Annotated in this window: 25 protein-coding genes; 22 read left to right on the top strand and 3 right to left on the bottom strand. The window is 63.1% G+C overall.

Features of this window, described 5'->3' with window-relative positions:
• Positions 1 to 26 precede the first annotated feature (26 nt).
• Positions 27 to 1664 (top strand): FGGY-family carbohydrate kinase, encoded by a 1638-nt coding sequence (locus B5525_RS03740; RefSeq protein WP_079564741.1) that lies wholly within the window; start codon positions 27 to 29, stop codon positions 1662 to 1664.
• Between the two features lie 32 nt (positions 1665 to 1696).
• Positions 1697 to 2656: a carbohydrate kinase family protein gene (locus B5525_RS03735; RefSeq protein WP_079564740.1), complete on the top strand. Its 960-nt coding sequence runs from the start codon at positions 1697 to 1699 to the stop codon at positions 2654 to 2656.
• A gap of 29 nt (positions 2657 to 2685) precedes the next feature.
• Here the strand turns inward: B5525_RS03735 and B5525_RS03730 are convergent, their stop codons facing one another.
• Positions 2686 to 3816, bottom strand: a complete 1131-nt coding sequence (locus B5525_RS03730) for a ring-opening amidohydrolase (protein WP_079564739.1) — start codon at positions 3814 to 3816, stop codon at positions 2686 to 2688.
• Positions 3817 to 4214: 398 nt separating this feature from the next.
• Here B5525_RS03730 and B5525_RS03725 point away from each other — a divergent pair, with 398 nt between their 5' ends.
• The 19 genes from B5525_RS03725 to dhaK all read left to right on the top strand — a co-directional run bounded on the left by B5525_RS03725 (position 4215) and on the right by dhaK (position 21425).
• A complete protein-coding gene (locus B5525_RS03725) occupies positions 4215 to 5249 on the top strand; it encodes an ABC transporter ATP-binding protein (RefSeq protein WP_079572899.1) in 1035 nt (344 codons plus the stop codon).
• 18 nt (positions 5250 to 5267) lie between these two features.
• Positions 5268 to 6560: an ABC transporter substrate-binding protein gene (locus tag B5525_RS03720; RefSeq protein WP_079564738.1), complete on the top strand. Its 1293-nt coding sequence runs from the start codon at positions 5268 to 5270 to the stop codon at positions 6558 to 6560.
• Positions 6561 to 6645: 85 nt separating this feature from the next.
• A complete protein-coding gene (locus tag B5525_RS03715) occupies positions 6646 to 7527 on the top strand; it encodes an ABC transporter permease (protein ID WP_079572897.1) in 882 nt (293 codons plus the stop codon).
• Between the two features lies 1 nt (position 7528).
• Positions 7529 to 8407, top strand: a complete 879-nt coding sequence (locus B5525_RS03710) for an ABC transporter permease (RefSeq protein WP_079564736.1) — start codon at positions 7529 to 7531, stop codon at positions 8405 to 8407.
• An 11-nt stretch (positions 8408 to 8418) separates the two neighbouring features.
• On the top strand, positions 8419 to 9153 hold the full coding sequence (locus B5525_RS03705) for an aspartate/glutamate racemase family protein (RefSeq protein WP_079564735.1): 735 nt from the start codon (positions 8419 to 8421) through the stop codon (positions 9151 to 9153).
• Between the two features lie 61 nt (positions 9154 to 9214).
• Positions 9215 to 9646 carry a hypothetical protein gene (locus tag B5525_RS03700; protein ID WP_079564733.1) on the top strand — a complete coding sequence of 144 codons (432 nt, stop codon included), beginning with the start codon at positions 9215 to 9217 and terminating at the stop codon, positions 9644 to 9646.
• A 70-nt stretch (positions 9647 to 9716) separates the two neighbouring features.
• Positions 9717 to 11018, top strand: a complete 1302-nt coding sequence (locus B5525_RS03695; protein WP_079564732.1) for an amidohydrolase family protein — start codon at positions 9717 to 9719, stop codon at positions 11016 to 11018.
• Positions 11019 to 11271: 253 nt separating this feature from the next.
• The gene (locus B5525_RS03690; RefSeq protein WP_079564731.1) at positions 11272 to 12612 is read left to right on the top strand and encodes an ABC transporter substrate-binding protein; all 1341 of its coding nucleotides are present in this window, start codon (positions 11272 to 11274) and stop codon (positions 12610 to 12612) included.
• A 108-nt stretch (positions 12613 to 12720) separates the two neighbouring features.
• On the top strand, positions 12721 to 13680 hold the full coding sequence (locus B5525_RS03685) for a carbohydrate ABC transporter permease (RefSeq protein WP_079564730.1): 960 nt from the start codon (positions 12721 to 12723) through the stop codon (positions 13678 to 13680).
• Complete coding sequence (locus B5525_RS03680) at positions 13677 to 14630, top strand: carbohydrate ABC transporter permease (RefSeq protein ID WP_079564729.1); 954 nt, start codon at positions 13677 to 13679, stop codon at positions 14628 to 14630. The genes B5525_RS03685 and B5525_RS03680 overlap by 4 nt, the downstream gene beginning before the upstream one ends.
• Positions 14627 to 14839: a hypothetical protein gene (locus B5525_RS03675; protein ID WP_079564727.1), complete on the top strand. Its 213-nt coding sequence runs from the start codon at positions 14627 to 14629 to the stop codon at positions 14837 to 14839. Before B5525_RS03680 ends, B5525_RS03675 begins: the two co-directional genes overlap by 4 nt.
• A 6-nt stretch (positions 14840 to 14845) precedes the next feature.
• Entirely contained in the window at positions 14846 to 15943 is a 1098-nt protein-coding gene (locus B5525_RS03670) for an ABC transporter ATP-binding protein (RefSeq protein WP_079564726.1), read from the top strand.
• Positions 15936 to 16943: an ABC transporter ATP-binding protein gene (locus B5525_RS03665; RefSeq protein ID WP_079564725.1), complete on the top strand. Its 1008-nt coding sequence runs from the start codon at positions 15936 to 15938 to the stop codon at positions 16941 to 16943. Before B5525_RS03670 ends, B5525_RS03665 begins: the two co-directional genes overlap by 8 nt.
• Entirely contained in the window at positions 16940 to 17554 is a 615-nt protein-coding gene (gene dhaL / locus B5525_RS03660) for a dihydroxyacetone kinase subunit DhaL (protein WP_079564723.1), read from the top strand. Before B5525_RS03665 ends, dhaL begins: the two co-directional genes overlap by 4 nt.
• The gene (dhaM, locus tag B5525_RS03655) at positions 17551 to 17952 is read left to right on the top strand and encodes a dihydroxyacetone kinase phosphoryl donor subunit DhaM (protein ID WP_079564722.1); all 402 of its coding nucleotides are present in this window, start codon (positions 17551 to 17553) and stop codon (positions 17950 to 17952) included. Before dhaL ends, dhaM begins: the two co-directional genes overlap by 4 nt.
• Positions 17945 to 18259, top strand: a complete 315-nt coding sequence (locus B5525_RS03650; RefSeq protein WP_079564721.1) for an HPr family phosphocarrier protein — start codon at positions 17945 to 17947, stop codon at positions 18257 to 18259. The genes dhaM and B5525_RS03650 overlap by 8 nt, the downstream gene beginning before the upstream one ends.
• Positions 18260 to 18263: 4 nt before the next feature.
• Positions 18264 to 19862, top strand: a complete 1599-nt coding sequence (gene ptsP / locus B5525_RS03645) for a phosphoenolpyruvate--protein phosphotransferase (protein WP_079572895.1) — start codon at positions 18264 to 18266, stop codon at positions 19860 to 19862.
• The gene (locus B5525_RS03640) at positions 19862 to 20290 is read left to right on the top strand and encodes a hypothetical protein (RefSeq protein WP_079564719.1); all 429 of its coding nucleotides are present in this window, start codon (positions 19862 to 19864) and stop codon (positions 20288 to 20290) included. The genes ptsP and B5525_RS03640 overlap by 1 nt, the downstream gene beginning before the upstream one ends.
• A 145-nt stretch (positions 20291 to 20435) precedes the next feature.
• Complete coding sequence (dhaK, locus tag B5525_RS03635) at positions 20436 to 21425, top strand: dihydroxyacetone kinase subunit DhaK (RefSeq protein ID WP_079564718.1); 990 nt, start codon at positions 20436 to 20438, stop codon at positions 21423 to 21425.
• A gap of 84 nt (positions 21426 to 21509) precedes the next feature.
• Here dhaK and B5525_RS03630 read toward each other — a convergent pair whose 3' ends face one another.
• Both B5525_RS03630 and B5525_RS03625 read right to left on the bottom strand, forming a co-directional pair.
• Positions 21510 to 23060, bottom strand: a complete 1551-nt coding sequence (locus B5525_RS03630) for an ATP-binding protein (RefSeq protein ID WP_154073046.1) — start codon at positions 23058 to 23060, stop codon at positions 21510 to 21512.
• A 461-nt stretch (positions 23061 to 23521) separates the two neighbouring features.
• Positions 23522 to 24466 (bottom strand): DnaJ domain-containing protein, encoded by a 945-nt coding sequence (locus B5525_RS03625; RefSeq protein ID WP_079564717.1) that lies wholly within the window; start codon positions 24464 to 24466, stop codon positions 23522 to 23524.
• 437 nt (positions 24467 to 24903) lie between these two features.
• Here B5525_RS03625 and B5525_RS03620 point away from each other — a divergent pair, with 437 nt between their 5' ends.
• The gene (locus B5525_RS03620) at positions 24904 to 25779 is read left to right on the top strand and encodes a dihydrodipicolinate synthase family protein (protein ID WP_079564715.1); all 876 of its coding nucleotides are present in this window, start codon (positions 24904 to 24906) and stop codon (positions 25777 to 25779) included.
• Positions 25780 to 25986: the final 207 nt, after the last annotated feature.

Raw genomic sequence — 25986 nt, 5'->3', positions numbered from 1 at the left:
TAGCGCGGATCTCAAATAGGACTGGCATGAGGCAGGCCTTCATCGGTGTCGACGTCGGAACGTCGAGCGCGCGCGCCGGCGTGTTCGACGAAAAGGGAACCCTGCTGGCAACCGCCCGGCATCCGATCACCGTCTGGCATGAGGCGGGCAGCGTCGTCGAACAGTCGTCGTCCGATATTTGGGCGGCGTGCGCCGCCTCGGTCCGCGCCGCGATGGCGGAAGCGGCCCTGCCGCCGTCCGCCGTCAAGGGCCTGGGCTTCGACGCGACCTGCTCGCTCGTCGTGCTCGACGCCGCCGGTGATCCGCTGACGGTCAGTGCGTCGGGCGACCAACGCCGCAATGTCATTGTCTGGATGGATCATCGCGCGCTGGCCGAAGCGCGCCAGGTCAACGAAACCAAGGACGACGTCCTGCGCTATGTCGGCGGTTCGGTCTCGCCGGAAATGGAGATTCCAAAGCTGCTGTGGCTGAAGCGGCATTTGCCGTCGACCTACGGCGCGGCCGGCCATTTCTTCGATCTCGCCGACTATCTTTCGTTTCGCGCCACCGGATCGACATTGCGTTCGATCTGCACGCTGGCCTGCAAGTGGAATTTTCTCGCCCACGAACATCGCTGGAGCCAAAGCTATTTCGATCGGATCGGCCTCGGCGATCTCGCCTCAGATAATTACGCGAAAATCGGCAGTGAGATCGTCGCGCCCGGCATGCCGCTCGGCAGCGGCCTGACCGGCTCCGCCGCGCGCGATCTTGGGCTGCTTGAGGGTACTCCGGTCGGCGCGTCGCTGATCGACGCCCATGCCGGAGGCGTCGGCACCATCGGGGGTCGCGTGAGATCGGGCGAGGCTGTCGATGTGTGCCGTCGGCTCGCCTACATCATGGGGACCTCGGCCTGCATCATGGCGACAACGTCGGAGCCGCGCTTCGTCCCGGGAGTCTGGGGACCCTATTATTCGGGGATGGTTCCCGGATTCTGGCTCAACGAAGGCGGGCAGTCCGCGGCCGGCGCGGCCGTCGATCATCTCATCAGATCCCACCCGGCGTATCACGAGGCTCTCGCGGCCGCGCAGGCGGCCGGCATCGAGATTCTGGAATTTCTCGAACGGCGCATCGTCGCGCGCGCGAAAAACCCGGGCGAGGCGGCGCTGTTTGCCCGCGATATCCACGTTCTGCCGGAATTTCTCGGCAACCGTTCGCCCTTCGCCGATCCGGATTCGCGGGCGATCGTCGCCGGGATGGATCTCGACAGCGACATCGGTTCGATGGAACGGCTGTTCGTCGCCGGGCTGTGCGGTCTCGCCTACGGCCTTGCCGATGTCGTTGACGCCTTTCGGACCCACGGCGTCGACAGTGACCTGATGGTGATCAGCGGCGGCGCGGGGCGAAGTGCGCTGGTCCGGCAGATCATGGCGGATACGACCGGCTTGACCGTTGCGGTTCCGGAAACGCAGGAACCGGTCCTATTGGGCGCCGCCATGCTCGGTGCCGTCGCCGGCAGTTGTTACGGATCGATTGGAGAGGCGATGGCCTCGATGTCGGCGATCGGCTGTCTGAGCGAACCGACCGCGCCGGGGATGGCCGACTTCCACCGGACCAAGCGACGGGTCCACGGGCTGATGCGAAAACTGGATCGCGAGAGCCGCGATGCGATGCGGGGAACGCATTGATCGCCGGCGCGCTGATTTGAAGAACGAGAGCAATGCTGCTGAGTTGCGGAGATGCCCTGGTTGATTTCCTGCCCGTCAAATCCGTGGACGGGCGCGATGCGGCCGTGCCGGTTGCCGGCGGTTCCTGTCTCAACGTCGCCGTCGGCATCGCGCGTCTTGGCGCGGCGGCAGGGTTCGTAGGCGGGATTTCGACCGATCTGTTCGGCCGCATGATTGCCGACCATGCGCTGGCCTCGCAGGTTGACCTTCGCTATGCCGTTCGCAGCGAACACCAGACCACGCTTGCGTTCGTGCGCAGCGTTGCGGGTGAGCCGCAATATGCCTTCTACGATGAGGCGACGGCGTCGCGAAACTGGGTCTATCGGCGCGGATCCATTGCCTTCGAGGACGTCGAAGCCATTCATCTGGGATCGACGACCCTCGTCAACGACGAGGGGGCTGCTCAGGCGCTTGCCATGATCAATGACGCGGGCGCATCCGTCACGATCTCCTTTGACCCGAATTGCAGGCCTGCTCTGGTCAGGCGCAAGGCCCGCTATGTCGATCAAATGGATGCGTTTGCGGCCGCCGCGGATATCGTGCGGATGTCCGATGTCGATTTTGAATTTCTGTATGGCGGCAACGATTATGCGGGGAGGGCCAAGTCGTTGATCGAGGCGGGCGCAAGCCTCGTCGTCATCACGCGCGGAATCGATGGCGCCCAGGCCTGGCACGGCAAGGCCGGCATGGTGGAGGTCCGGGCGCCGACGATCGACCTCGTGGACACCATCGGTGCGGGCGACAGCTTCCAGGCCGCTTTGCTGTTCGCTCTGCGTGCCCTGGGGCGCATCAGCGCGGAAGCGCTGATCAAGATGAACCCGGACGAGCTTGGCCGCGCGCTTTCGTTTGCTTCGATCTGCGCGGCCTTCACATGCGGGCGCCCCGGCGCCGATCCACCGCGCGCCACCGACGTCAGCATGGAATTGTCGCGTCTTTTGCCAAATAGCGTCTGACGATTGTAGACGCAGAAGACGCTCAGCCCTCAGCCGGAACTCTCTATTGATATCCGTGCGATTGCTGCTACGGGCCCGCCGCCAGGCGGACCCTGATGTTCGGCTCCGCCCGAAACATAGATGGCACCGCTCCCCGACAGGCCGCCGATCAATCCCCCGACGGCGGCGCGAGCGTGTCGGGTAGCGCTGATGTCGGTATCCTCGAGCATGGTGTGCCGAAATCCGCGCACGCTGCCGTTGGGCGATGCTTCCGCCTTGGCGAAGATGTTGACCAGTTCGCGGCTTGCGGTCGGCTCGGAGACGTCTCCAGGACGAAGTCCCACGCTCTTCAACGCTTCGATCACCGCTGCGGAATCGATGGCGTCGCGCATGACGGCGTGTCCTATTTCAAACGGGCTCGCTGAAGACCTCGAATTGCCCAGGACGATCACGACATTATGCATCAGTTCGATGCCGGCCGAGGTGGATGCCACCGACGAAAACAGCTCGAAGTTTCGAAGAACGTGCTCACCGCCCACCGCGCCGTCGATCTCGCCAAGAGCCACCGCGACCCCAAGCGCCGAGGCGCCGCGCGAATATGCCATCGAGCCGTATGCGCTGTTTGTGACCGTCTTGTTCCCGCGAGCAGACGCTGCTTCGATGCGGTCGCTGGTCAGGAGCGGACACTTGATCTGCACGAAATGTACATCTTGTGGATCGACGATGGCAGCATCCGCCATGGCGGCTACGACCGCCTTTGCCGTTTCCTCGATCTGCGCGCCGCGCCCGAGTTCCTCGGGCAGGAAATCTCGCGTGTACGCCATCCCAATGCTCAGGCGTTTCCCGGAAATGCCATCGGATTGATCAACGAGGGGAGTACGCGTGAAGACGGTGATATGCGGACTAAGCACACCCTCCGTACCGCCTGACATCACGAACGCGATCCGCTCTTCCACGCGTCGCGGAGGCAGATCCACATAAGGCGCCAGAGCGGTGCATAACGCGGAAACAGCGAACTCCCTCGTGAAGTCGTTCACGCCGCCATTTCCCTCGGTTTTGCCGAGGATCGCGAGGATCGACCCCGGGTCGATTTTGCCCGACTCGATAAGGCTCAGCAGACCCGAGACGTCACTTGGGCTCTTGGTAGCAATGCGAACAACTCCCACTGACGTTGCTCGCATACTATTCCCTCGCAAACAGCAAGCCAGGCGTTACTCCGTCCATCCGGCGGCGTAGCGCATCGCGACCCCCGGCCCAAGGGTCGCAAAAGAATCACGCTGACCGGACCACCAACAGGTGCGACCAATATCTTCGGGCCGCCGAAAAGATATGGCAAGCCATAACAGCGCGCCGTTTCCGGACCCTGTGGGTCCGCGAACGCGATCGTGGCCAGGCCGCTTTAAGGCGAAAATCACGAGAGCTATGCAATCGGCCCTGGGTTGCGCAGGATCTGGACTTAAGGAACGCGCGGCAACCGGGATTTGCACCTTTTTTTGGCACATCTATTGCATCTATTTGGAGCGTTCTGGGGTGCCAAGGTCGCCCGAGGTTATCTCTAAACCGAAGCGGATTGATGCGGATGACGACCACGGCGGCGCTGGAACTGGTGCAACTGACGAAGATGTACGGCCATGTCACCGCCGTCGATGGGATCAATCTCAAGATTCCGGCGGGCTCCTATTGTTGTCTGCTCGGACCGTCCGGCTGCGGCAAGACCTCAACGTTGCGAATGATTGCCGGCCATGAATCGGCGACGTCGGGAGATATCATCGTCGGTCCGAAAAATGTGACCGACCTGCCGCCGGCCGAACGCAATACGGCAATGATGTTCCAGTCCTATGCGCTATTTCCGCATCTTTCCGTCATCGACAACGTCGCCTTCGCCCTGAAAATGAGAGGCGTTGCCAAGGCGGAGCGCCATGCCGAGGCGAAGCGACTGCTCGAACTCGTCGATATGCAGGCCTATGCGGCGCGACTCCCCGGCCAGCTCTCCGGCGGCCAGCAGCAGCGCGTGGCGCTCGCTCGGGCGTTGATCACCTCTCCCCAGATCCTGTTGCTGGACGAGCCGCTGTCCGCGCTCGATCCGTTTTTGCGGCTGCGCATGCGAACGGAACTGAAAAAGCTTCAGCGCGAGCTTGGCATTACCTTCGTCCACGTCACGCATGGTCAGGATGAGGCGATGGCGCTCGCCAATATCGTGGTTCTGATGAACGCGGGACGGATCGAACAGCAGGGATCTCCGCGCGAGATATTCAACCATCCCCGGACTGAATTCACGGCAAGATTCATCGGCGGCCACAATGTCATTGCCGTCAGTGACCAGACCTTCGCCGTTCGCAACGATTGTCTTCTCCTGAAACGTGCCGGCGCGGCCGTCGACGGCCCCTCCATCGCCGGCACCGTCAGCGAAGTCGAATACCAGGGCACGTATGTCCGCGTCGCGATTGCCGCCGACGGCGGAGCCGACATCTCCGCTCAATTGACGGAAAGCCAGTTCGACAAAGCCAACTACGCTGTCGGCGATCGCGTTCTCGCCACCTGGGATCCCGCCATCGCAAGCCTATTGAATAGCAGCAGTTCTGCAACCGTCAGGCCGCCTGAAATGGTGGCCTGAAATTCCTGGAGAGGGACCATGACCGATCGCTTGAAAACCAACAAGAGCATCAGCCGACGCAATCTGCTCAAGGGCGCCGCCGGAGCGGCTGGCCTTGCCGCAGGCTCAGGTGTGATTACCGGATTTCCCTACGTCTATTCGGCCGAGCCGAAAGTATTGCGCTATCTCGGAACGGCGGTTAACGAAGGCGACGAAATCTCGAAGAAATGCCTCGCGGATACCGGCATCAAGATCGAATACATCACGGCAACGACCGACGATGTGACCAAGCGTGTCATCACCCAGCCGAATTCGTTCGACGTGCTCGATACCGAATATTTCTCGCTGAAGAAGTTGGTGCCGTCGGGCAATATTTTTGCGCTCGATGCCAAGAAGATCAAGGAATTCGACAACATCACCCCGGTGTTCACCAAGGGCCAGTTGCCGAACGGCAAGAAGATCGGCGATCAGGGCACCGCACCGTGGAAGGTGCTTTATCTCGAGGGAGCGGACTCCAAGAAGTTCTCGGCCACGCCCACCGAATTCGTGACCCTGATCCCGACCGTCTATAACGCCGATACGCTTGGCATCCGGCCGGACCTGATCAAGCGGCCGATCGAATCGTGGGCCGAACTTTTGAACCCCGAATTCAAGGGCAAGGCCTCGATCCTCAACATTCCCTCGATCGGCATCATGGACGCGGCGATGGTCGTCGAAGCCACCGGCCAGCACAAATACGCCGACAAGGGCAATATGACCAAGCCCGAAATCGATATGACCATGAAGCTTCTGACGGAAGCCAAGAAGGCCGGCCAGTTCCGCGCCTTCTGGAAGGACTTCAACGAGTCCGTCAACCTGATGGCATCGGGCGAAACCGTCATTCAGTCGATGTGGTCTCCCGCCGTCACCAAGGTACGCTCGATGGGAATCGCATGCACCTTCCAGCCGCTCAAGGAGGGCTATCGCTCTTGGGCGTCTGGCTTCTGCGTATCGAAGGCCGTGTCGGGACCGAAACTCGATTGGGCCTATGAATTCGTGAACTGGTATCTCTCGGGCTGGGCCGGCGCCTATCTCAATCGCCAGGGTTACTATTCCGCCGTGCTCTCCACCGCCAAGGCCAACATGACGGCCGATGAATGGGGTTACTGGATGGAAGGCAAGGCGGCTGTCGGCGACATCAAGGCGCCGGACGGCACCATCCTGGAGAAGGCCGGGGCCAGGCGTGACGGTGGCTCCTATGACGACCGCATGGGCGCCGTTGCGTGCTGGAACGCCGTCATGGACGAGAATGACTACATGGTCCGCAAGTGGAATGAATTCATCGCCGCTTGACGCCATTCCAAGACTCCATCCCAAGGCTTGCCGCGCCGAAACGCGCGGCAAGCCTTTCTCCGGTGTGACCGAGATCGCCCCTTTCATGGTTCAAGACCGCAAATCCCTGGCTGCATGGCTTCAAGCCGCGCCGATGATGCTGATCTTCGCGCTGTTCTTTCTGCTGCCGCTGGTTTTTGTGACCATCGTCAGCGCGTGGGACTACAACGAATATGAAATGATCCCCGCGTTCAGCCTGCGCGGCTACACCGACACGTTCGAGGGATGCATCGCCGATCTGCCCGGTCTGTGCACGATCCTGCGAACCTATCTGAAGACAGTGAAATTGTGCCTGTTGACGTGGAGCCTGACCCTGCTGATCGGCTTCACGGTTGCGTATTTTCTGGCGTTCCACGTTCGGTCCAAGACCTGGCAGATTGTGCTGACGTTGCTTTGCACCATCCCGTTCTGGACATCGAACGTGATCCGCATGATTGCCTGGATCCCGCTTCTTGGCCGCAACGGTCTGGTCAACCAGGGTCTTCAGGGCGTAGGACTGATCAACCAGCCGCTGGAATGGCTGCTGTTCTCCGAATTTTCCGTCGTGCTGGCACTGGTTCATCTCTTCACCTTCTTCATGGTGGTGCCGATCTTCAATTCGATGATCCGGATCGACAAGAAGCTGATCGAGGCCGCCTATGACGCCGGGGCGACGGGATGGCAGACATTGGTGAACGTGATCATCCCGCTCGCAAAGCCCGGCATCGTCATCGGCTCGATCTTCGTGATCACGATCGTGATGGGTGATTTCGTGACCATCGGCGTGATGGGCGGCCAGCAGATCGCGTCCGCCGGCAAAATCATCGAAGCGCGCCTCAACGCGCTGCAATTCCCCGCGGCGGCAGCCAACGCGGTCATCCTGCTCGGCATCACCATCCTGATCATTTCGGCGCTGACCCGGATCGTCGATATCCGCAAGGAACTGTGACATGGGCGAGAAGCGGCCACGTTCGTTCTATTTTCTCGCGATATTTTTCATCGCCTATGTGCTGTTCCTGTATGGACCGATGTTCGCGATCTACATTCTGTCGTTCCAGGGGCCCGATGGCGGCCTGACCTTCCCGATGAACGGCGTCTCGCTGACCTGGTTCGGCAAGGTGTTTTCCGGCACCGGCATCGTCGACATCGGGGCGGCCTTCAAGCGGTCGCTCAAGCTCGGCCTCGTCGTCATGGTGCTGACGGTCGTGCTTTCGGTTTCGGCCGGAATGGCCTTTCGCAAATCGTTCCGGGGCGCGACATTCCTGTTTTACGTAGCGATCGCCAGCCTGATCATGCCCTCGATCATCACCTCGCTCGGTATCGCGCTGGAATTCCGGCTGCTCGACGACTTCATGATCAAGCACGGCAGCGAGGGGTGGACGACGGCGATGGGCCTGTTCACCTCGGGTCTCGGAGCCCATCTGACCTGGACACTGCCCTTTGGCCTCTTGATCATGTTTGCGATCTTTAACCGGTTCGACAGCCGGCTGGAGGAGGCGGCGCGCGATCTTGGCGCAACGCCGTGGCAGACATTCCGTTATGTCGTGCTGCCGATCATCCTGCCGTCTGTCGTCGGAATTGGTCTGTTCGGTTTTACGCTGTCGTGGGACGAACTGGCGCGTTCCAGCCAGGCCATCGGTTCGGTGAACACCCTGCCGCTTGAATTGCAGGGGCTGACGACAACGGTTACAAAGCCCGATATATATGCGCTGGGAACGCTGACGAGCGCGGTATCCTTTCTCGTCATTTCGCTGGCGTTGATCGTCATTCTCGTGCTTCAGGCCCGCCAGCGGCGCCATGGGTCTGATGCGGGCAAGGGAATGGTCTAAGGCCGGGGCCGATGCGCATTCTCGTCGTCAATCCAAATACCACGGCGGCCATGACCGAGAAGATCGGCGCAGCCGCGCGCGCCGTGGCCGCCTCGGGCACGGAGCTCATCGTCGTCAATCCCGCCGACGGGCCGGTCTCGATCGAAGGCTATTATGACGAGGCGTTTTCGGTGCCGGGCCTGCTGGCCGAAATCGCCAAGGGCGAGGCGCTCGGGGTTTCCGCGCACATCATTGCCTGTTTCGACGACACCGGCCTCGAAGCGGCGCGCAGCGTCGCGTCAGCGCCGGTCATCGGCATCGGCGAGGCGGCGTTTCATCTGGCCTCGATGCTGGGTCATCGCTTCTCGGTCGTGACGACGCTGTCGCGTTCCATTGCCGCCATCGAAAACAACCTGTTGAAATACGGCCTGGCCGGCCGCTGCGGCCGGGTGCGGGCCTGCGAATTGCCGGTTCTTTCACTCGATGATCCCGCCTCGGAGGCGGCCGCCCGGATCGGTGCCGAAATCGAACTTGCCAAGCGAGAGGAGCGGGCCGAAGTGATCGTTCTCGGTTGCGCCGGCATGGCCGACCTCGCGGCGCGGCTGTCGGAAAGGCATGGGCTTCCCGTCATCGACGGGGTCGCGAGCGCGGTCAAGCTCGCGGAAGCGTTCGGCGCGCTGGGTCTCAAGACATCGAAAATCGGAGCCTATGCGCCTCCGCGGCCGAAAGCCTATCGGGGAATGTTTGCAACCTTCGAACCACGCTAGAGACCGCGATAGCGTGTCATCGGACTTTGTCGCCCAGCCGGTCCCACCACAGGAGGTCATCATGCCCGCCCCTCAGACCATTGCTGCCGTACCGAGCGACGAGACCGCACAAGCCGCGGAGCTGGTCGAACGGTTTCTCGTCGCCTCGATGATCCCGGATCCCGAGAAGGCTGCGGGCTTCATGAGCGCAGATGTTGCCATCACCTTCACCGGCGGCCGTCACTTCCGCCACCCGCGGGAAGCCACCGGCTTCAACGCCATGCGGTACAAATGGGTAAAGAAGAAAATGGAACGGACCGACGTTTCGCCCGGCATCGGCGAAACCGTGGTTTACAATACCGGCACCCTCTATGGCGAATGGCCGGACGGCACGCCGTTCGAGGGCAACCGCTATGTCGATCGCTTCGTCATTCGCGACGGCCTGATCGTGCAGATGGATGTCTGGAACGACAGCGCCGAGCGTATTCTCACGCGCAACGCGATCGTGGCGTAGGTCGCGCAAGGCTGAGAACCCTTAAATCAAGCCACCTCTCCCGGGTCGCTTCAACGGCGCGAAGGCTCTCATGTTATTCGATTATGTCTTGCGCAACGGACGCATCGCGGGTGGGAGTCCGGATCCGGTGGACGTCGGCGTGAGGGACGGGCGGATCGCCGCAATCGCTTCCAGCTCTGCGATGTCCGCGCGGGACAGTTCGCGCGATATCGCGCTCGATGGACGTCTGATGATTCCGGGCTTTGTCGAGACCCACATCCATCTCGACAAGTCGTGCATCTCGGATCGCTGCAACTGCGTGACGGGCACCCTGCAGGAGGCGATCGCCGCGGCCGCGGCGGCAAAGCGCAACTTCACCGAACAGGACATTTATGCCCGGGCCAGCCGTACGTTGGAGAAAGCCATCGTCCAGGGCACGACGCGCATGCGCACCCATGTCGAGGTCGATCCGCGGATCGGGATGAAGGGCTTTCATGCCTTGCGCCGTCTGCAACGGGATTTCGCCTGGGCGGTGGATCTGGAGCTCTGCGTGTTTCCGCAGGAAGGGTTGCTCAACGATCCCGGCTGCGACGCCTTGCTGGTGGAAGCCTGCGAAAATGGCGCGGGATCGATCGGCGGCGCCCCCTATGTCGACAACGATCCGCACGGCCAGATCGCCCGCATTTTCGAACTCGCCGGGCGTTATGACCTCGACATCGATTTTCACCTCGATTTCGATCTCGATCCGTCCTGGATGCATCTCGATGAAGTCTGCCGGCGGACCGATCAATATGGCTGGGGCGGCCGGGTCGCGATCGGCCATGTCAGCAAGCTGTCGGCGCTCGACGCCGGCGCGCTGCAATCCGTCGGGCGGCGCCTCGCCGGCGCCGGCGTCGCGGTAACGGTTCTGCCGGCAACGGACCTGTACCTGATGGGGCGCGGCGCTGCGCATTCGGTGCCGCGCGGTGTAGCGCCGGTGCATCGTCTGCTCGACTACGGGGTGACCTGTTCACTGTCCACCAACAACGTCCTCAATCCGTTCACACCGTACGGCGATTGTTCGCTGATCCGGATGGCGAACCTCTACGCCAATGTCGCGCAGGCGGGACAACCCGACGAGCTGACGGCGTGCCTTGCGATGGTGACGACGCTGTCTGCCCGCCTGATGAATCTGCGCGACTACGGCATTGCCGTCGGCAATCCCGCCGACATCGTCGTGCTCGATTGCCGCAATTCAAGCGCGGCGGTGGCGGAGCTGGCCCAGCCACTGCTGGCGATGAAGCGCGGCCGCATCAGTTTTTCGCGCGCCCCCGCCGTGATTAATTGGCCAACATCAGCAGACCTTTCGGGCAGCGTCGATCCGGCCAGCCGGCACCGGGACGCCGGAATCTGATCGCTGTGTCCGCGGCGTGGTCCCGTGCCAGCCTATTGCTCGGGGTGGCAACGTCCCGCTTGCAATGTTTAGTAAATCGTGATCCACTAAACAAATCGAGCCTCGCCGGGTCCTAGAATCCGGGTAGGCGCGAGGGAACGTCCGTTTAGTCATTCAGCCCGTCAAGGACTGTGTCGCTCTGCTCGAAGCATTCGAGCGGGTAGGAAAGCCGTGCCATCTCGATGGCCGGCGCCACTGGGAGGGAGAACGCGTAATGAAACAGACAATGAAGGCGCTTCTTGTTGCTGGCGGGGCTCTTGCCTCCGCGCTCGGCGTCGGAGCGGCGACCACGCCCGCGCAGGCGCAGGGCAAGACCATCACGCTGTGCTGGGCCGCGTGGGACCCCGCCAACGCGCTGGTTGAACTGTCGAAGGACTTCACCACCAAGACCGGCATCGGCATGAAATTCGAATTCGTGCCGTGGACCAATTATGCCGATCGTTTCCTGAACGAACTTAATTCGCACGGCTCGTTGTGCGATCTCATCATCGGCGACTCGCAATGGATCGGCGGCGCCGCGGAGAACGGCCAGTACGTCAAGCTCAACGATTTCTTCAAGAAGGAAGGAATCAGCATGGACGACTACATGCCGGCGACCGTGGTCGGCTATTCCGAGTGGCCGAAGAACTCGCCGAACTATTGGGCGCTGCCCGCGATGGGCGATGCGGTGGGCTGGACCTATCGCAAGGACTGGTTTGCGCGGCCGGACGTGCAGAAGGACTTCAAGGCCAAATACGGCCGCGATCTCGCGGTGCCGAAAACCCTCGATGAACTCCACGACATCGCGGCGTTCTTCCAGGGCCGCGACATCGACGGCAAGAAGGTCTATGGCGCCTCGATCTATACCGAGCGCGGCTCGGAAGGCATCACCATGGGCGTTTCGAACTATCTCTACGACTATGGCTTCAAATACCAGGATCCCAACAAGCCCTATGCGATGGAGGGGTTCGTCAACTCGCCCGCCGCCGTCAAGGGGCTGGAGGCCTACAAGGACCTCTACAAGTGCTGCACGCCTCCCGGCGCGTCCAACTCCTACATGTCGGAAGGCCTCGACGCCTTCAAGTCCGGCCAGGTCGCGCTGCAGATGAACTTCTTCGCCTTCTTCCCGGGCCTCTTCAAGGACCCGAATGTCGGCGGCGACAAGATCGGCTTCTTCGTCAATCCGGCCGGCCCCGCGGCACAGGCGACCCAGCTCGGCGGCCAGGGAATCTCGGTGGTTTCCTATTCCAAGAACCAGAGCGAAGCGCTGCAATACATCAAGTGGTTCTCCGGCGGCGATGTGCAGAAGAAGTGGTGGGCGCTGGGCGGCTATTCCTGCGCCAAGTCCGTGCTGAACGATTCGAGCTTCCCGAGCAGCGCGCCGTTTGCGAAGGAGTTCCTGCAGTCGATGGGAATGGTCGTCGACTTCTGGGCCGAGCCCTCCTATGCCCAGCTGCTGCAGGCCGAGCAGAAGCGCGTCCATGACTATGTGGTGGCCGACAAGGGCACCTCACAGGAAGCGCTCGACGGCCTGGTGAAAGACTGGAAAGCCATCTTCAAGGAAGAAGGCAAGTAGTCGCAAGCCAATCGCCTGGAGCGCGCGTAAGTGCGCTCCAGGTGCTCTTCCCAAATTCCGATACCTGTCGCATCGCTGACAGTCTCGGCGCCAGGATCGACCGAAGCCATGAACGATTTGAGTGCCTCATCGCAGATCATCCATCAGGCCGTGCTGGTCCGGCCGGGCGTGGTGCGCCGTATCCGCGGCCTGTCGGACAAGGCGCTGGCGTGGCTGTTCATCACGCCGACCATCGTGCTGCTTCTAGCGATCAATATCTTCCCGCTGGTCTGGACGATCTATCTGTCCTTCACCAACTACCGGGCCAACCGCGCCAACGCGCCGATGATCTGGCTCGGCACCGACTGGTACCGGTCGATCCTGACCGATCCGGACGTCTGGGCGGCGATGCAGGTGACCGCGCATTTCGTGATCTGGACCGTGGTCATCGAGACCGTGCTTGGGTTCGGGCTCGCCTTCCTGATCGACAAGAAATTTCGCGGCCATGGCATCTGGACCACGATCATCCTGCTGCCGATGATGCTGTCACCGGCCGTGGTCGGCAATTTCTGGACGTTTCTCTACCAGCCGCAGATCGGATTGTTCAACTACGTGGTCGCCTTCCTCACGGGCCGCGACGCCTCGTCGTTCCAGATGCTGGGCGACGTGACGCTCAGTCCCTGGGCCATCGTCATCGTCGATGCCTGGATGTGGACGCCCTACGTGATGCTGATCTGCCTGGCCGGACTGCGTTCGATACCGGACTACATCTATGAAGCGGCGGAGGTCGACCGCGCGTCGAAATGGCGGCAGTTCTGGTCGATCACGCTGCCGATGGCGCTGCCGTTCATCATGCTCGCGGTACTGTTCCGCGGCATCGAGAACTTCAAGATGTTCGACATGGTCAACCTGCTCACCGGCGGCGGGCCGGGATCGACCACCGAAGTCGCCTCGATCACGCTCAAGCGCGCGGCGTTCGAGAGTTGGCGGACCGGCTATTCCTCGGCCTTCGCGATCATTCTGTTCGTGACGGTGTTCGGCCTTGCCAACATCTATGTGAAGGCGCTGAACCGGGTGAAAAACCGATGAGCCTTTCCAACGCAGCCCATTCCGTCGTCGAACCCTCGGCCGGTACGCGCCGCTTCGCCGGCTCGCTTGTGGTGCTCTATGCCGTCATCACCATGATTCCACTGGTCTGGATCGTGCTGACTTCGTTCAAGTCGCCGGACGATGCGATCTCCTATCCGCCAAAAATCCTGTTCACGCCGTCGCTCGAAGGCTACTGCAATCTCTTCACGACGCGCTCGCGCCAGACACCGGAATTCATCAAGACGTTGGGGCCGCCGCAGGGGCTCTGCGACGGTATCGCGCGCGACCGCAACATGGTGGTCGCCGGGCCGTCGAATTACGTGCCGCGCTTCGTCAATTCCCTGATCATCGCCTTCGGCTCGACGGTGCTCGCCGTCGCCCTCGGCACGCTGTCGGCCTATGGCTTCTCGCGGTTCCGCGTGCCGCTGAAGGACGATTTGCTGTTCTTCATCCTGTCGACCCGGATGATGCCGCCGATCGCGGTCGCGATCCCGATCTACCTGATGTACCGCACCCTCGGATTGTCGGACACCAGGCTTGGGATGATCCTGCTCTACACCTCGGTCAACGTTTCGCTCGCGGTATGGCTGCTCAAGGGTTTCATCGACGAGATCCCGCGCGAATACGAGGAAGCGGCGATGATCGACGGCTATACGCGCTTTCAGGCCTTCGTGAAGGTGGTGTTGCCGCAGGCGACGACCGGGATCGCGGCCACCGCGATCTTCTGCCTGATCTTCGCCTGGAATGAATATGCCTTCGCCGTGCTTCTGACCTCCGGCAACGCGCAGACTGCGCCGCCCTTCATTCCGATCATCATCGGCGAGGGCGGGCAGGACTGGCCCGCGGTGGCCGCCGGCACGACGTTCTTCCTGGTGCCCATCGTGGTGTTCACGGTGCTGTTGCGCAAGCATCTGTTGCGCGGCATCACCTTTGGAGCGGTCCGCAAATGAGTCTGGATGCGAACTCGTCGATGCCGCGTTCTGGTTTCACGGACAGGATTCTGCGCCGCGGTCCGCTGGAGGCGATCGCGACGACGATCATCGCCGCGGGCGTCGTCATGCTGATGCAGCCGTTTTTCCTGACGCTGTATTCCCTGTCGTTTGCGACCACGCTGTTCGGCACGGTGATGTTCACCATCGTCTCAAAGGTCAGGGAGTAGCGCGCCATGGCACAGATCAGGGTCGAAGCGCTCAATAAATCCTTCGGGAGTTTTCATGCCGTCAAGACCGCCAGCTTCACGGTAGAAGACGGCCAGTTCCTTTGCCTGCTCGGTCCTTCCGGTTGCGGCAAGACCACGACGCTGCGCATGATCGCAGGCTTGGAATTGCCGACCGCCGGCACCATTCGGCTCGACGGCGAGGATGTGACGATGAATCGCGCCTCGGCGCGCGATATCGCCTTCGTGTTCCAGCTGTTTGCGCTCTACCCGCATTTGAACGTCCGCCGCAACATCGGCTTTCCCTTGAAATGCGAGGGCGTCGGTGCGGCGGAGCGCGAGCGGCGGGTCGAGGAGGTCGCGAGGATCCTGCGCATCTCCCATCTGCTCGACCGGTCGGTGTCGGGACTTGCCGGCGGCGACCGGCAGCGCGTCGCGCTTGGCCGGGCGATCGTGCGCAAGCCGAAATGCTTCCTGATGGACGAGCCGCTCGGGGCGCTCGATACCGAGATGCGCGAGGCGATGATCCACGAACTGCGCGCGCTGCATGACCGGCTCGGCGCCACCACGGTTTATGTGACGCATGACCAGCTCGAGGCGATGGCGATGGCCGACATGATCGCCGTGATGAACCACGGCGTCGTCGAGCAGGTCGCGAGTCCGCGCGACATCTACGACCGTCCCGCTTCGCTGTTCGTCGCGGACTTCATCGGTTCGCCGCCGATGAACTTCCTGCCGTTTCGCGACGGCCTGCAGGCCGGCGCGCGGGCGATCCGGCTCGGCGAGCGCGATGTCGCCATTCCGACCGCGCGCGAGGCGCTTTCGGAAAGCGATCTCGTGCTCGGGGTTCGGCCCGAGCATGTGCGTTTCACCGATCAGGGCATGGTGCGGGGCGAGGTCTATGGCTCGGAATATCTCGGCACGACGCAGATCGTGACCGTGACGACACGCTACGGCGCGCTCAAGGCCCGCGCGCCCGCCAGCATTTGCTTTGGGATCGGCGAGAATGTCGGGCTCGACTTCCGCCCCGATACGCTGTCGATCTTCGACAAGGAGACAGGCCGGGCGATCCGCACCGCGTTATATGAAAGAGGGGCGCATGGCTGAAGTCGAGATCAGGGCGGTCTCCAAGGCCTTCGGCAAGACGCAGGCGGTCAGCGACCTGTCCCTGACCGTAGCGGACGGCGAATTCGTCGCGCTGCTCGGGCCGACCGGCGCCGGCAAGACCACGACATTGCGCCTGATCGCCGGACTGGAGATGCCGGATCGCGGTTCGATCCGGATCGGCGGCCGCGACGTGACCGGCGATGCGCCGGCCGATCGCGACGTCGCCTTCGTTTTCCAGCAATATTCGCTCTATCCGCATCTTAGCGTGTTCGAGAACATGGCCTTTGCGCTGCGCGCGCCGATCCGCCGGGTGCCGGAGGGCGAGATCCGCGCCAAGGTGCAGGAGGTGGCGCGGCTGCTCCACATCGAAACCAAGCTGGACAACAAGGCGACGCAGTTATCGGGCGGGCAGATGCAGCGCGTCGCGATCGGCCGGGCGCTGGTACGCTCGCCCGCGATCTACCTGATGGACGAGCCGCTGTCCTCGCTGGACGCCAAGCTGCGGGGCGAGATGCGGCTCGAACTCAAGCGCATCCAGACCGATCTCGGCGCCACCATCCTCTACGTCACCCACGACCAGACCGAAGCCATGACCATGGCGTCGCGGATTGGCGTGATTGAGGCCGGGCGGCTGATGCAGATCGGCACGCCGCGCGAAATCTACGAGAACCCGGTCAACGCTTACGTCGCCGCGCGGCTCGGCCAGCCCGCGATCAACCTGCTGCCGGCGGCCCTGTTTGCCGGCGTGCCGCCTGCGGCCAAGACCATCGGTGCGCGCACCGAGCACCTGACGATCGCGCGCGGCGGCGGCGACGTGTCGGCCACCGTGACGCGGATCGAGCATCTTGGCGACCAGAGCCATCTCCACCTCGACCTCGGCGGCCAGCCGGTCGTGACGTTGTCCGATCCCGAGGCGAACCTCGGCGCAGGCGACGTCGTGTCGCTCCGCCTCAACAGGCCGCTGTTCTTCGATGCGGCCGGCGGAAGGGTCGCGGCATGACACTCCATCGGGCAGCAAAAGAAAACCTGGTGCGGGCGCTGGCGGCGGCGATGATCGAGCACGCGGATGAGCTGACCAGCCTCGACCAGGCGATCGGCGACGGCGATCACGGGCTGAACATGAAGCGCGGCTTCGAGGCGGTGCTGGCGACGCTGCCCGGCCTTGCGGACAAGTCGCTGCCGGAAATGCTGAAGGCGATCGGAATGACGCTGGTGATGAAGGTCGGCGGCGCCTCCGGTCCGCTGGTCGGCACGTTTTTCATGGAACTGGGCAAGGCGCTTCCGGAGCAGCCTTCGCGCGCCGATCTCGTCGCGGCCACGGACAAGGCGATCAACGCCGTCAAGGCGCGCGGACGCTCGGATGCGGGGCAGAAGACTTTGCTTGATGTGTTGGTGCCGGTACAAGCGGTATTGGCCGATGGCGGCGATGCCAGGGCGATCGCGGCGGAGGCAGCGCTTGCCGCCGATCGCACCACGCCGATGCTCGCGATCCGCGGCCGCGCATCCTTTCTCGGCGAACGTTCGATCGGTCACATGGACCCGGGCTCGCGCTCGGCGTCTCTGCTGATCGCCGCGGCAGTTGCGATACTGGAATTCGAGGCAAATACATGAACAATTCAAATTCCGGCAATGTCGGAATCGTCATCGTTTCCCATTCCCCCAAGATCGCGGAGGGCGCGGCCGACATGGTGCGTCAGATGGTCGGCAACGCCGTGCCGCTTGCCTGGACGGGCGGCGACCTCGATGGAGGGCTCGGCACGAATGTTGCTGGAATCCTCGAGGCGATCGAGACAGCCTGGTCGCCGGCCGGCGTGGCGATCCTGGTCGATCTTGGCGGGGCGGAGACCAATTCAGAAATGGCAGTGGAGATGCTGGCCGAAGACCGGCGCGCGCGCGTCGTGGTGTGCAACGCGCCGGTGGTCGAGGGCGCCGTGATCGCTGCGACCGAATCGTCAGGCGGCTCGCCGCTCGCTGCCGTCAAGCGTAGCGCGGAGGAATTCTATGCATGATGTCAACGCCGGCCGCGCGGCTGAAACTTTCGCGCCGCTGACGGCCTCGGCGGTTCTCGTCAATCCGGTCGGTCTGCACGCGCGGCCCTCGGTCAAGCTCACGCAATGCGCGAAGGGTTTTGCGGCGAAGATCGAGTTTGCGCTGGCGGCGGACGGACCCTGGACCGACGCCAAGAGCCCGGTCAAGGTCATGCGCGTGAAAGCGCCGCAGGGCGCGACGCTGCATTTCCGCGTCACCGGCCCGGACGGCGAGGCGGCGCTCGCCGCCCTGCTGGCGTTGGTGCATGACGGTTTTGGCGAGGCATAAGGCGGTGACCGAAATTCATCTCACCGGCCGTGCTGCGTCCCCGGGCCTTGCTATCGGCCCGGTCACGGTGCTGACGGCCGCGATTGCGAAACGGACGGCGATCGGCGATCCCGCGCAGGAAGCTGCCGCGCTGCAGGCGGCGATCGAAGCCGCGACAGCCGAGATCGCCGAACTGATGTCGACGATGCAGGGTGAGGTGGCGGACATTCTGGAATTCCAGGTCGCGATGCTGGAAGACGATGCGCTGGCCGAGGGAGCCTACGACGCCATCTCGGTCGGTGTTGCCGCCGACCACGCCTGGCGTTCGGCGCTCGACGCCGAGATCTCGGGCTATCGTGCCGCGGAAGATGAATATTTCCGCGCCCGCGCCGCCGATCTGGCCGATATCCGCGACCGCGTGCTGGCGCGCCTGAGCGGCGGGGATACACCCGCGAAGATTACCGGCAGTTCGATCGTCGCCGGCGACGATATCTCGCCGACCACTTTTCTTGCCGCCGACTGGACGCGCGGCGGCGCCATCGCGCTGGCCGCCGGCTCGCCTTCCTCGCATGTCGCGATGCTGGCGCGTACGCGCGGGGCGCCCATGGTGGTCGGGCTTGGCCCGTTATCGTGGAACGGACATCCGCCTTCATTGGCGCTGGTCGACGGCGACGCGGGTACTGTGATCTTCGACCCCGAGCCGGAAACGCTGCGCCTGTTCGAGCACCGCGTGGCGGCCGCCAACGCCGCGCGCACCGCGGCCGATGCCGGCCGCACCGAGCCTGCCCACACGGCGGACGGTCGGCCGATCGCCGTCCTGCTCAACATCGCCGCGCCGGAAGACCTCGCAGGCCTCGATCCCAAAATCTGCGACGGCATCGGCCTGGTGCGCACCGAGTTTCTGTTCGAGGCGTCGCGGGGCCTTCCGGACGAGGATACCCAATATGCAGTCTATCGGCGCATCCTCGACTGGGCCGAGGCACGGCCGGTGACGATCCGTACCCTCGATGCCGGCGGCGACAAGCCGATCAAAGGTCTGACCGTCGACGACGAGCGCAATCCGTTTCTCGGCCTTCGCGGCATCCGCCTCTCGCTGGCGCGGCCGGAAGTGTTTCGCGTGCAATTACGGGCGCTGTGCCGCGCGGCCGTGCACGGGGCGCTCAAGGTGATGCTGCCGATGATTGCCGTGCCATCGGAACTCGATCGGGCCGCCGCCATGCTCGATGAAGAGTTCGGTGGCCTGAAGGCAAAAGGCGTCGCCTGCGCCCGCCCGCCGCTCGGCATCATGGTCGAGGTCCCGGCGGCCGCGCTCCGCGCCGAGGATTTTGATGCGGCGTTCTATTCCATCGGCTCGAACGACCTGACCCAGTACACCATGGCCGCGGCGCGCGACATCGGCGCCGTCGCCGACCTCAACGATACCGGCAATCCGGCGGTGCTGGCGCTGATCGCCAGCACCGTCGAGGCCGGACGCAAGCGCGGCGTCGAGGTGTCGCTCTGCGGCGACGCCGGGGCCGATACGCGCCTGACGACGGCGCTGCTCGCCACCGGCCTGACGACGCTGTCGGTGTCGCCGATTGCGGTCGCCCGGCTCAAGGCTGCCATCGCAAGGGTGGGTTCGTGATGGACGATGCAGGCGAGGGCACGAGCGGACATGGCGACAGCAATGTCGCGGAATACAAGCTCATCCTGCGGCGGGTGCTCGACAACCGGCCGTCCGGAACGCGGCTGAAGCTCGCCGCGGCGCTGGGCAAGAACCGCTCCTTCGTCACCCAGATCACCAATCCGGCCTATCTGGTGCCGATCCCGGCAAAGCACGTCGCGATCATCTTCGAAGTCTGCCATCTGTCCGGCGCCGAGCGCGCGGCTTTCCTCGAAGCCTATGGACGCGCGCATCCCGGACGTCTGCGCGCTCCGCACCGCGATGCGCGCACGCGCACCCTGGCGGTGACCGTGCCCGACCTCGGCGACGACAAGAAGAACCGGGCGCTCGAACAGCTCATCGTCGATTTTGCCGCGCGGCTCGCGCGCTACGCCGAGAGCGTGGGCTAGAGCATGATCCCGAAAAGTGGACACCGGTTTTCGGAAAAGATCATGCTCAAACAAAAAACAAAGAGGGGATGACGATTCGAAGAAAAGTCATCCCCCTCTGACGGCTTGATCGGGACTGCAAGATAATAACAAGCGGGAGGACGTTATGAAGAAGCTGATCAACGGCACCGATACGGTGCTCGAGGAAAGTCTGGATGGCCTTGCGGCCGCGCACGCCGATATCCTGCTGCTTGGTGCCGAACGCAAATTCGTGCGCCGCCGCACCTTGAAGCCGGGCAAGGTCGCGCTGATTTCGGGCGGCGGCTCCGGACATGAGCCGCTGCATGCGGGCTATGTCGGCCTCGGCATGCTCGATGCCGCGTGTCCCGGCCAGGTCTTCACCTCGCCGACGCCGGACCAGATGATCGAGGCCGCGGAAGCCGTCGACACCGGCGCGGGCGCGCTCTTCATCGTCAAGAACTACGAAGGCGATGTGATGAATTTCACCATGGCCGCCGAGATGGCCGGGCGGGAGATTGCCAGCGTGGTGACGAATGACGACGTGGCGGTCGAGAAATCGACCTGGACCACCGGCCGTCGCGGGGTCGCGGGGACGCTGATCGTGGAAAAGATGGTCGGCGCCGCGGCCGAGACCGGACTGCCGCTTGCCGCCCTCAAGACGCTCGGCGACGAGGTCAACCAACGCACCCGCTCGATGGGTGTGGCGCTATTGCCGTGCACCGTGCCGGCGGCCGGTCGACCGAATTTCACGCTTGCCGACAATGAAATGGAAATGGGCGTCGGTATTCATGGCGAGCCCGGCCGGCGCCGGGTGCCGCTGGCTTCCGCCGATGCGATCGCCGCCGAACTGCTCGACGCGATCCTGAAGGATCTGGCGCCGACCAAGGGAAGCGAGGTGTTGCTGCTCGTCAACGGCTTCGGCGCGACGCCCCTGATCGAACTCTATCTGATGGTCAACAGCGCCAGGCGGATCCTGGACGGTGCTGGAATCGCCGCGACGCGTTTCCTGACCGGGTCCTATGTCACCTCCCTCGATATGGCCGGCGTCTCCGTCACCGTCTCCGTGCTCGACAGCCAGGCGAAGACATTATGGGATGCCCCGGTACACACCGCGGCGCTGCGCTGGGGCGTCTGATTCCTTGTGGCGGCTTCTCATGGCGTCAGCTGTTCGGGAACGAAAGCGTTACAGTTTCGTCGCGGCTGGTCGGTGATAGGATCATCATCCGACGGCCATTTCCTTTGCCCCGCCGAGCAGCTTGACGTTGAGCTTGCCGCCGGCGAACAGCATGTCGTCGAGCGCCTCGCCGATATCACCGGGTTCGACCGTCGTGCCACCGTCTCGCGCGATGCTTGCCTGGGCGATGCGTCGCATCATCTCCTTGATGAACGCGGCGCTGACGCCCTTCGTCCGCTGCGCGGCCTCCTCCACGACGGCATCGCCGAGCGGCAGACCTCTGCCGTAGAGCTGGACGAGTTTCGTGCGGCCGACGCTGTCCGGAAGCGGCACCTCGATCGCCTGGTCGATACGACCGGGACGGCTCGCCAAGGCGCCCTCGAGCTGCTCCGGGCGGTTGGTGGTGAGGACGAACAGGATATCCGCGTCCTGCTTCAGTCCATCCATCTCGTTGAGAAGGCCGTTGAGCATCGATTCCTCGCACGGTCCCATGTCGTCGCGATCTCGCGCGATGAGATCGACATCCTCGATCACGACCATCGCCGGCTGCAGCAGGCGGGCAAGACTCATGTACTGGGCAAGCATCGATATCTGGGCGGCGGTAATGATCAGGGTGGTGTGATCGGGCAGGTTGCTCGCGAGATAGCGGATGGTGTGGGTCTTGCCGGTTCCGGGCGGCCCGTAGAGCAGGATGCCCTTGCGGGTCGATTGTCCGAGCCGGCGCAACTGCGCGCGGCTCCCGACAAAGTTCAGGACGTTGCGGTCGAGCAACTTGATCGTTGCCGCAGGCAGGATCACGTCCTCGCGCTGGACCGGCGGCAGCTTGTGGACCATGATCCCCCTAGATCGGCCCCGATACTCGTTGTCGCTATCGAGCGACAAAACCTTGCCGCGATAGGAGCGCGCCGCGTTGACCGCGCCCTCCAGCTCGGCGAAACAGCGTTGCACGAATTGCGCGCCCGCCGCGCCGACCGGCACTGCAATTTCGATGCGCGTCCGGGCTTCGTAGCCGTACTCCCGATGCGAGGAGAGGACGACGGCGTAGCGCAGATCTTTGTCCTGGCACAGCCAAAGACCATTGTTGAGGCATTTCACCAGCGCGTCCTCGCCGACATCGACATCGTGATACTGCGCGGGCGCGATGGCGGAGGCATCCCTGCCTTCCCTGGTTAATCCTGCAAAGGTCAACGTCTCGTAGCGATGCTGTTCGTAGATGCCGAAAAGACGGAGCGGTGACGCTGAGAATAGCCTGTCGACGGCAACCTGAACATCGGCGCGCATATGACCCGGGAATTGCCGCGTGGTCGCGACCAGTTGATCGCGCGGGATGCCGGTGAAGTGCCAGTTCAACGCGTCGCAGGCATGGTCGAATTGCTTGTTGCGGATGATTTCGGGAAATCCGTTCGTGATGTCGCTTGTGCAGTCAATGCAAATCAGAGTCCTTACGCCTCTTAGCGTGAACAGGTTCTCGTTGGAAAATCCGCTACAGAGCTTGCATTGCCTGTCTGGTGTTTCACTCTCGTCCGCAATTTCATCGCTGGTGAGGAGAAGCCGGTGGCCCGAAGCCGCAATGCGTTTTTGAGCGGCTTCAAACATCTTGGTGCCGATATTGCGTGGATAGGTCCCGCAAATGGCTTTCCTGTGTTTGGCGGCCGCATCGATCGCCTTAAGGCGTCGGCAAACGGCCGCCTTAAATCCAGACACAGAAGGTCAACGACGAATTCCTCCGGCGTGTTTTTGTCGTTGTGAAGCGTGATCCGGATAAGACCGGCCTTGGTGCGAACCTTCCCCATGGTGCTCTGTCCCCCAGATCAGCCGTCATTTTCGGCAGTTTACTTTCAATCATGAAGCCTAGAACAAAAGAAGAACAATGTCACTACCTCAAACCCGGGGAAAGATACGAAAGCGGGGACCGCCCGTCGTAGACGTCCTTGGGCGGCGCCGGGTCGAGCAGGAGCAAACAGATCAGGGGGAATCGCGACGACCGTGCAGGCCGTCCTTGTAATGCCGCGAACGGTCCGAGGTACCCCGTCATCCGGCCTGGCGGGACCTGCGCGTCAGCGCTCCCAAATCGGCGGATACGCCTTTTGCTCTCGCAACGGGTTCTGCGATGCGTCTCGTCGCAGCGACGGCGGGGTCACCGATGCAGTCTTGGTGGCGGGATCAACGTGCGGTTTCTTGCCGATTGCGCCCGTGGAACTGGATTTGGCGCGGTCTGCCTCCTCGATCCGTTTCGCGCCCGCGATATCGGCAAAGGCGCGGCCAACCTTCCGCACGCGATAGAGGATGGTGCCGCGGTCGATGTAGGCCGGCAGGAAGCTCGGATCGAGCTGAAGCGCCTGATCGAGGTCGGCGATCGCGCCGTTGAGGTCGCCATGGTGAAGGGCGGACATGCTCCGTGCCCGCAACGATCTGGCCTCGGCCGCAGCGGGGTCGAGAGCCGGACCGATATTGCCTGGCGGAACGCTCTCCGCCCTGATCCTGGGCATGGCGGCGGGTGGCGCGGCCGCCTCGGCGGGAATGACCGGGTTCTCTTGCCTTGCGGACGATGCGTTGTTGTCGGCCCTGTCCGACAGCACGGCCGGGCTGACGGCGGCGATTGCGTGCGAGGCGTAGGTTATAACATCGGCGTCGTCCAGCGGAGCGACGGATGCCGCAGACATGTGCATGAACAATAGATATCCCCCGGCCGTCGCGATCGAGATGCCGGCGAATGCCATCACGCCGGAGGCAAATCTGTGAACCCTGACAAACACGGCCTGCTTGGATATCGATACCTGCTCCTGGTGCGCGAGCGCGAGCAGATGGTCGTAAGCCATGCGCTGCTCGGGATCGCCCAGGATTTCGTTAGCGCGGACGATCTCCCGAAATTTCAGCGCCGCATCGGGATCGTCAGGCCGCAGGTCGGGGTGGGTGCCTTTGACGGCTTTGCGGAACGCGCTCCGCAGACCTTCGGCGTCATCGTGTGGCAGGGCCCCGAGCAAATCGTAAAGCGTATTCATGGCCGCTCTCGCCGCTGGATTTCCTCGTCTCCGACCGAAATTCCCGCCGCGAATTTACTCGGGAGCACGCGTATAAACTCAACATCACTGCCTGTGGATAATGTTGAGTCAGTACGGCAGAAAAATGACTTGTCTCATGGGCTTAACCCCCCGGCATGGCCATAGATCCTGTGGCCGGCCGGCCCCGTGCCCCAAATCGGGACTCGGTTGCGGCGCAAGCAAGGCACAATCGAGGCCCGCGCGGGGCCAGGCGGCCCGTCGCACCGGCCTGTTTCTTGCCATCTCTTGCATTTTCGCGCGACGATCGAAACGCCGGCAACGCTGGAAGACCCTGCAATCAGAGCTGATGATGAATTGATCCCATCCGAAAAATCCATTTGCACTGGTCATATTTGGATGGGCTGGCGATCGAATGAACGCTATATCCGCAACTCATCATGGCTGATTTCCACGGCGTCTTTCCCTATCTGGTCTCCCCGGTCGATGCGTCGGGCCGCATCCGCAGCGACGTGCTGGCGCGCCTCTGTGACGATCTCATCAAGTCGGGCGTGCAGGGGCTGACGCCGCTGGGGTCGACGGGCGAGTTCGCCTATCTCGACATTGCGCAACGCGCCGAGGTGGTGCGGACCACGATCGAAGCGGCCAGGGGCCGCGTGCCTGTCGTGGCCGGCGTCGCCTCGACTTCGACGCTCGATGCCGTCGCTCAGGCAAAGGCCTATCAGAAGCTCGGCGCCGACGGCATCCTCGCCATTCTGGAAGCCTATTTTCCGCTTGGGGACGCGCAGGTCGAAGCCTACTTCCGCGCGATCGCCGATGCGGTCGATATCCCCGTGGTGATCTACACCAATCCGAATTTCCAGCGCTCGGACCTGACGCTCGACGTCATCGCGCGGCTCGCAACGCATCCGCGCATCGGTTACATCAAGGACGCCTCCACCAATACCGGGCGGCTATTGTCGATCATGAATCGTTGCGGCGACGGCATCAAAGTGTTCTCGGCGTCGGCGCATATCCCGGCCGCCGTCATGCTGATCGGCGGCGTCGGCTGGATGGCGGGCCCGGCATGTTTGATTCCGCGGCAGAGCGTCGAGCTCTACAATCTCTGCCGGGCATCGTGCTGGGACGACGCGCTTGTCCTGCAGAGGCGGCTGTGGCGGATGAACGAGGCGTTCGCGCGCTACAACCTCGCCGCCTGCATCAAGGCCGGGCTCGCGATCCAGGGCTACGACGTCGGCGATCCCATCGCACCCCAGCCGGCACTGACGCCCGACGAGCGCAAGGCGGTCGAGGCGTTGCTGCGGGATCTGGGCTAGCACGCCACCGGACGCTCGCGCCTTCCGCTCTCACTCGAAGGCCAGCAAGCCGAAGTTATTTCCTCGGCGTATTACGACTGTAACCTCGTTTCCCAACCTCGAAATCGCGGCGTAACGCGGCTGCAGCAGGCTGTTCATCGCGGGATCGCCGGCTTTTTCGTCTGCGAACGGTCGTTTCACCGGACTCGCGTATAGCGGCAACAATTT

It is taken from the genome of Bradyrhizobium erythrophlei (assembly GCF_900129505.1).
GTDB classification, from domain to species: domain Bacteria; phylum Pseudomonadota; class Alphaproteobacteria; order Rhizobiales; family Xanthobacteraceae; genus Bradyrhizobium; species Bradyrhizobium erythrophlei_D.
Note: the sequence above shows the minus strand (reverse complement) of the source record. Positions and strands in the feature narration are given on the sequence as shown.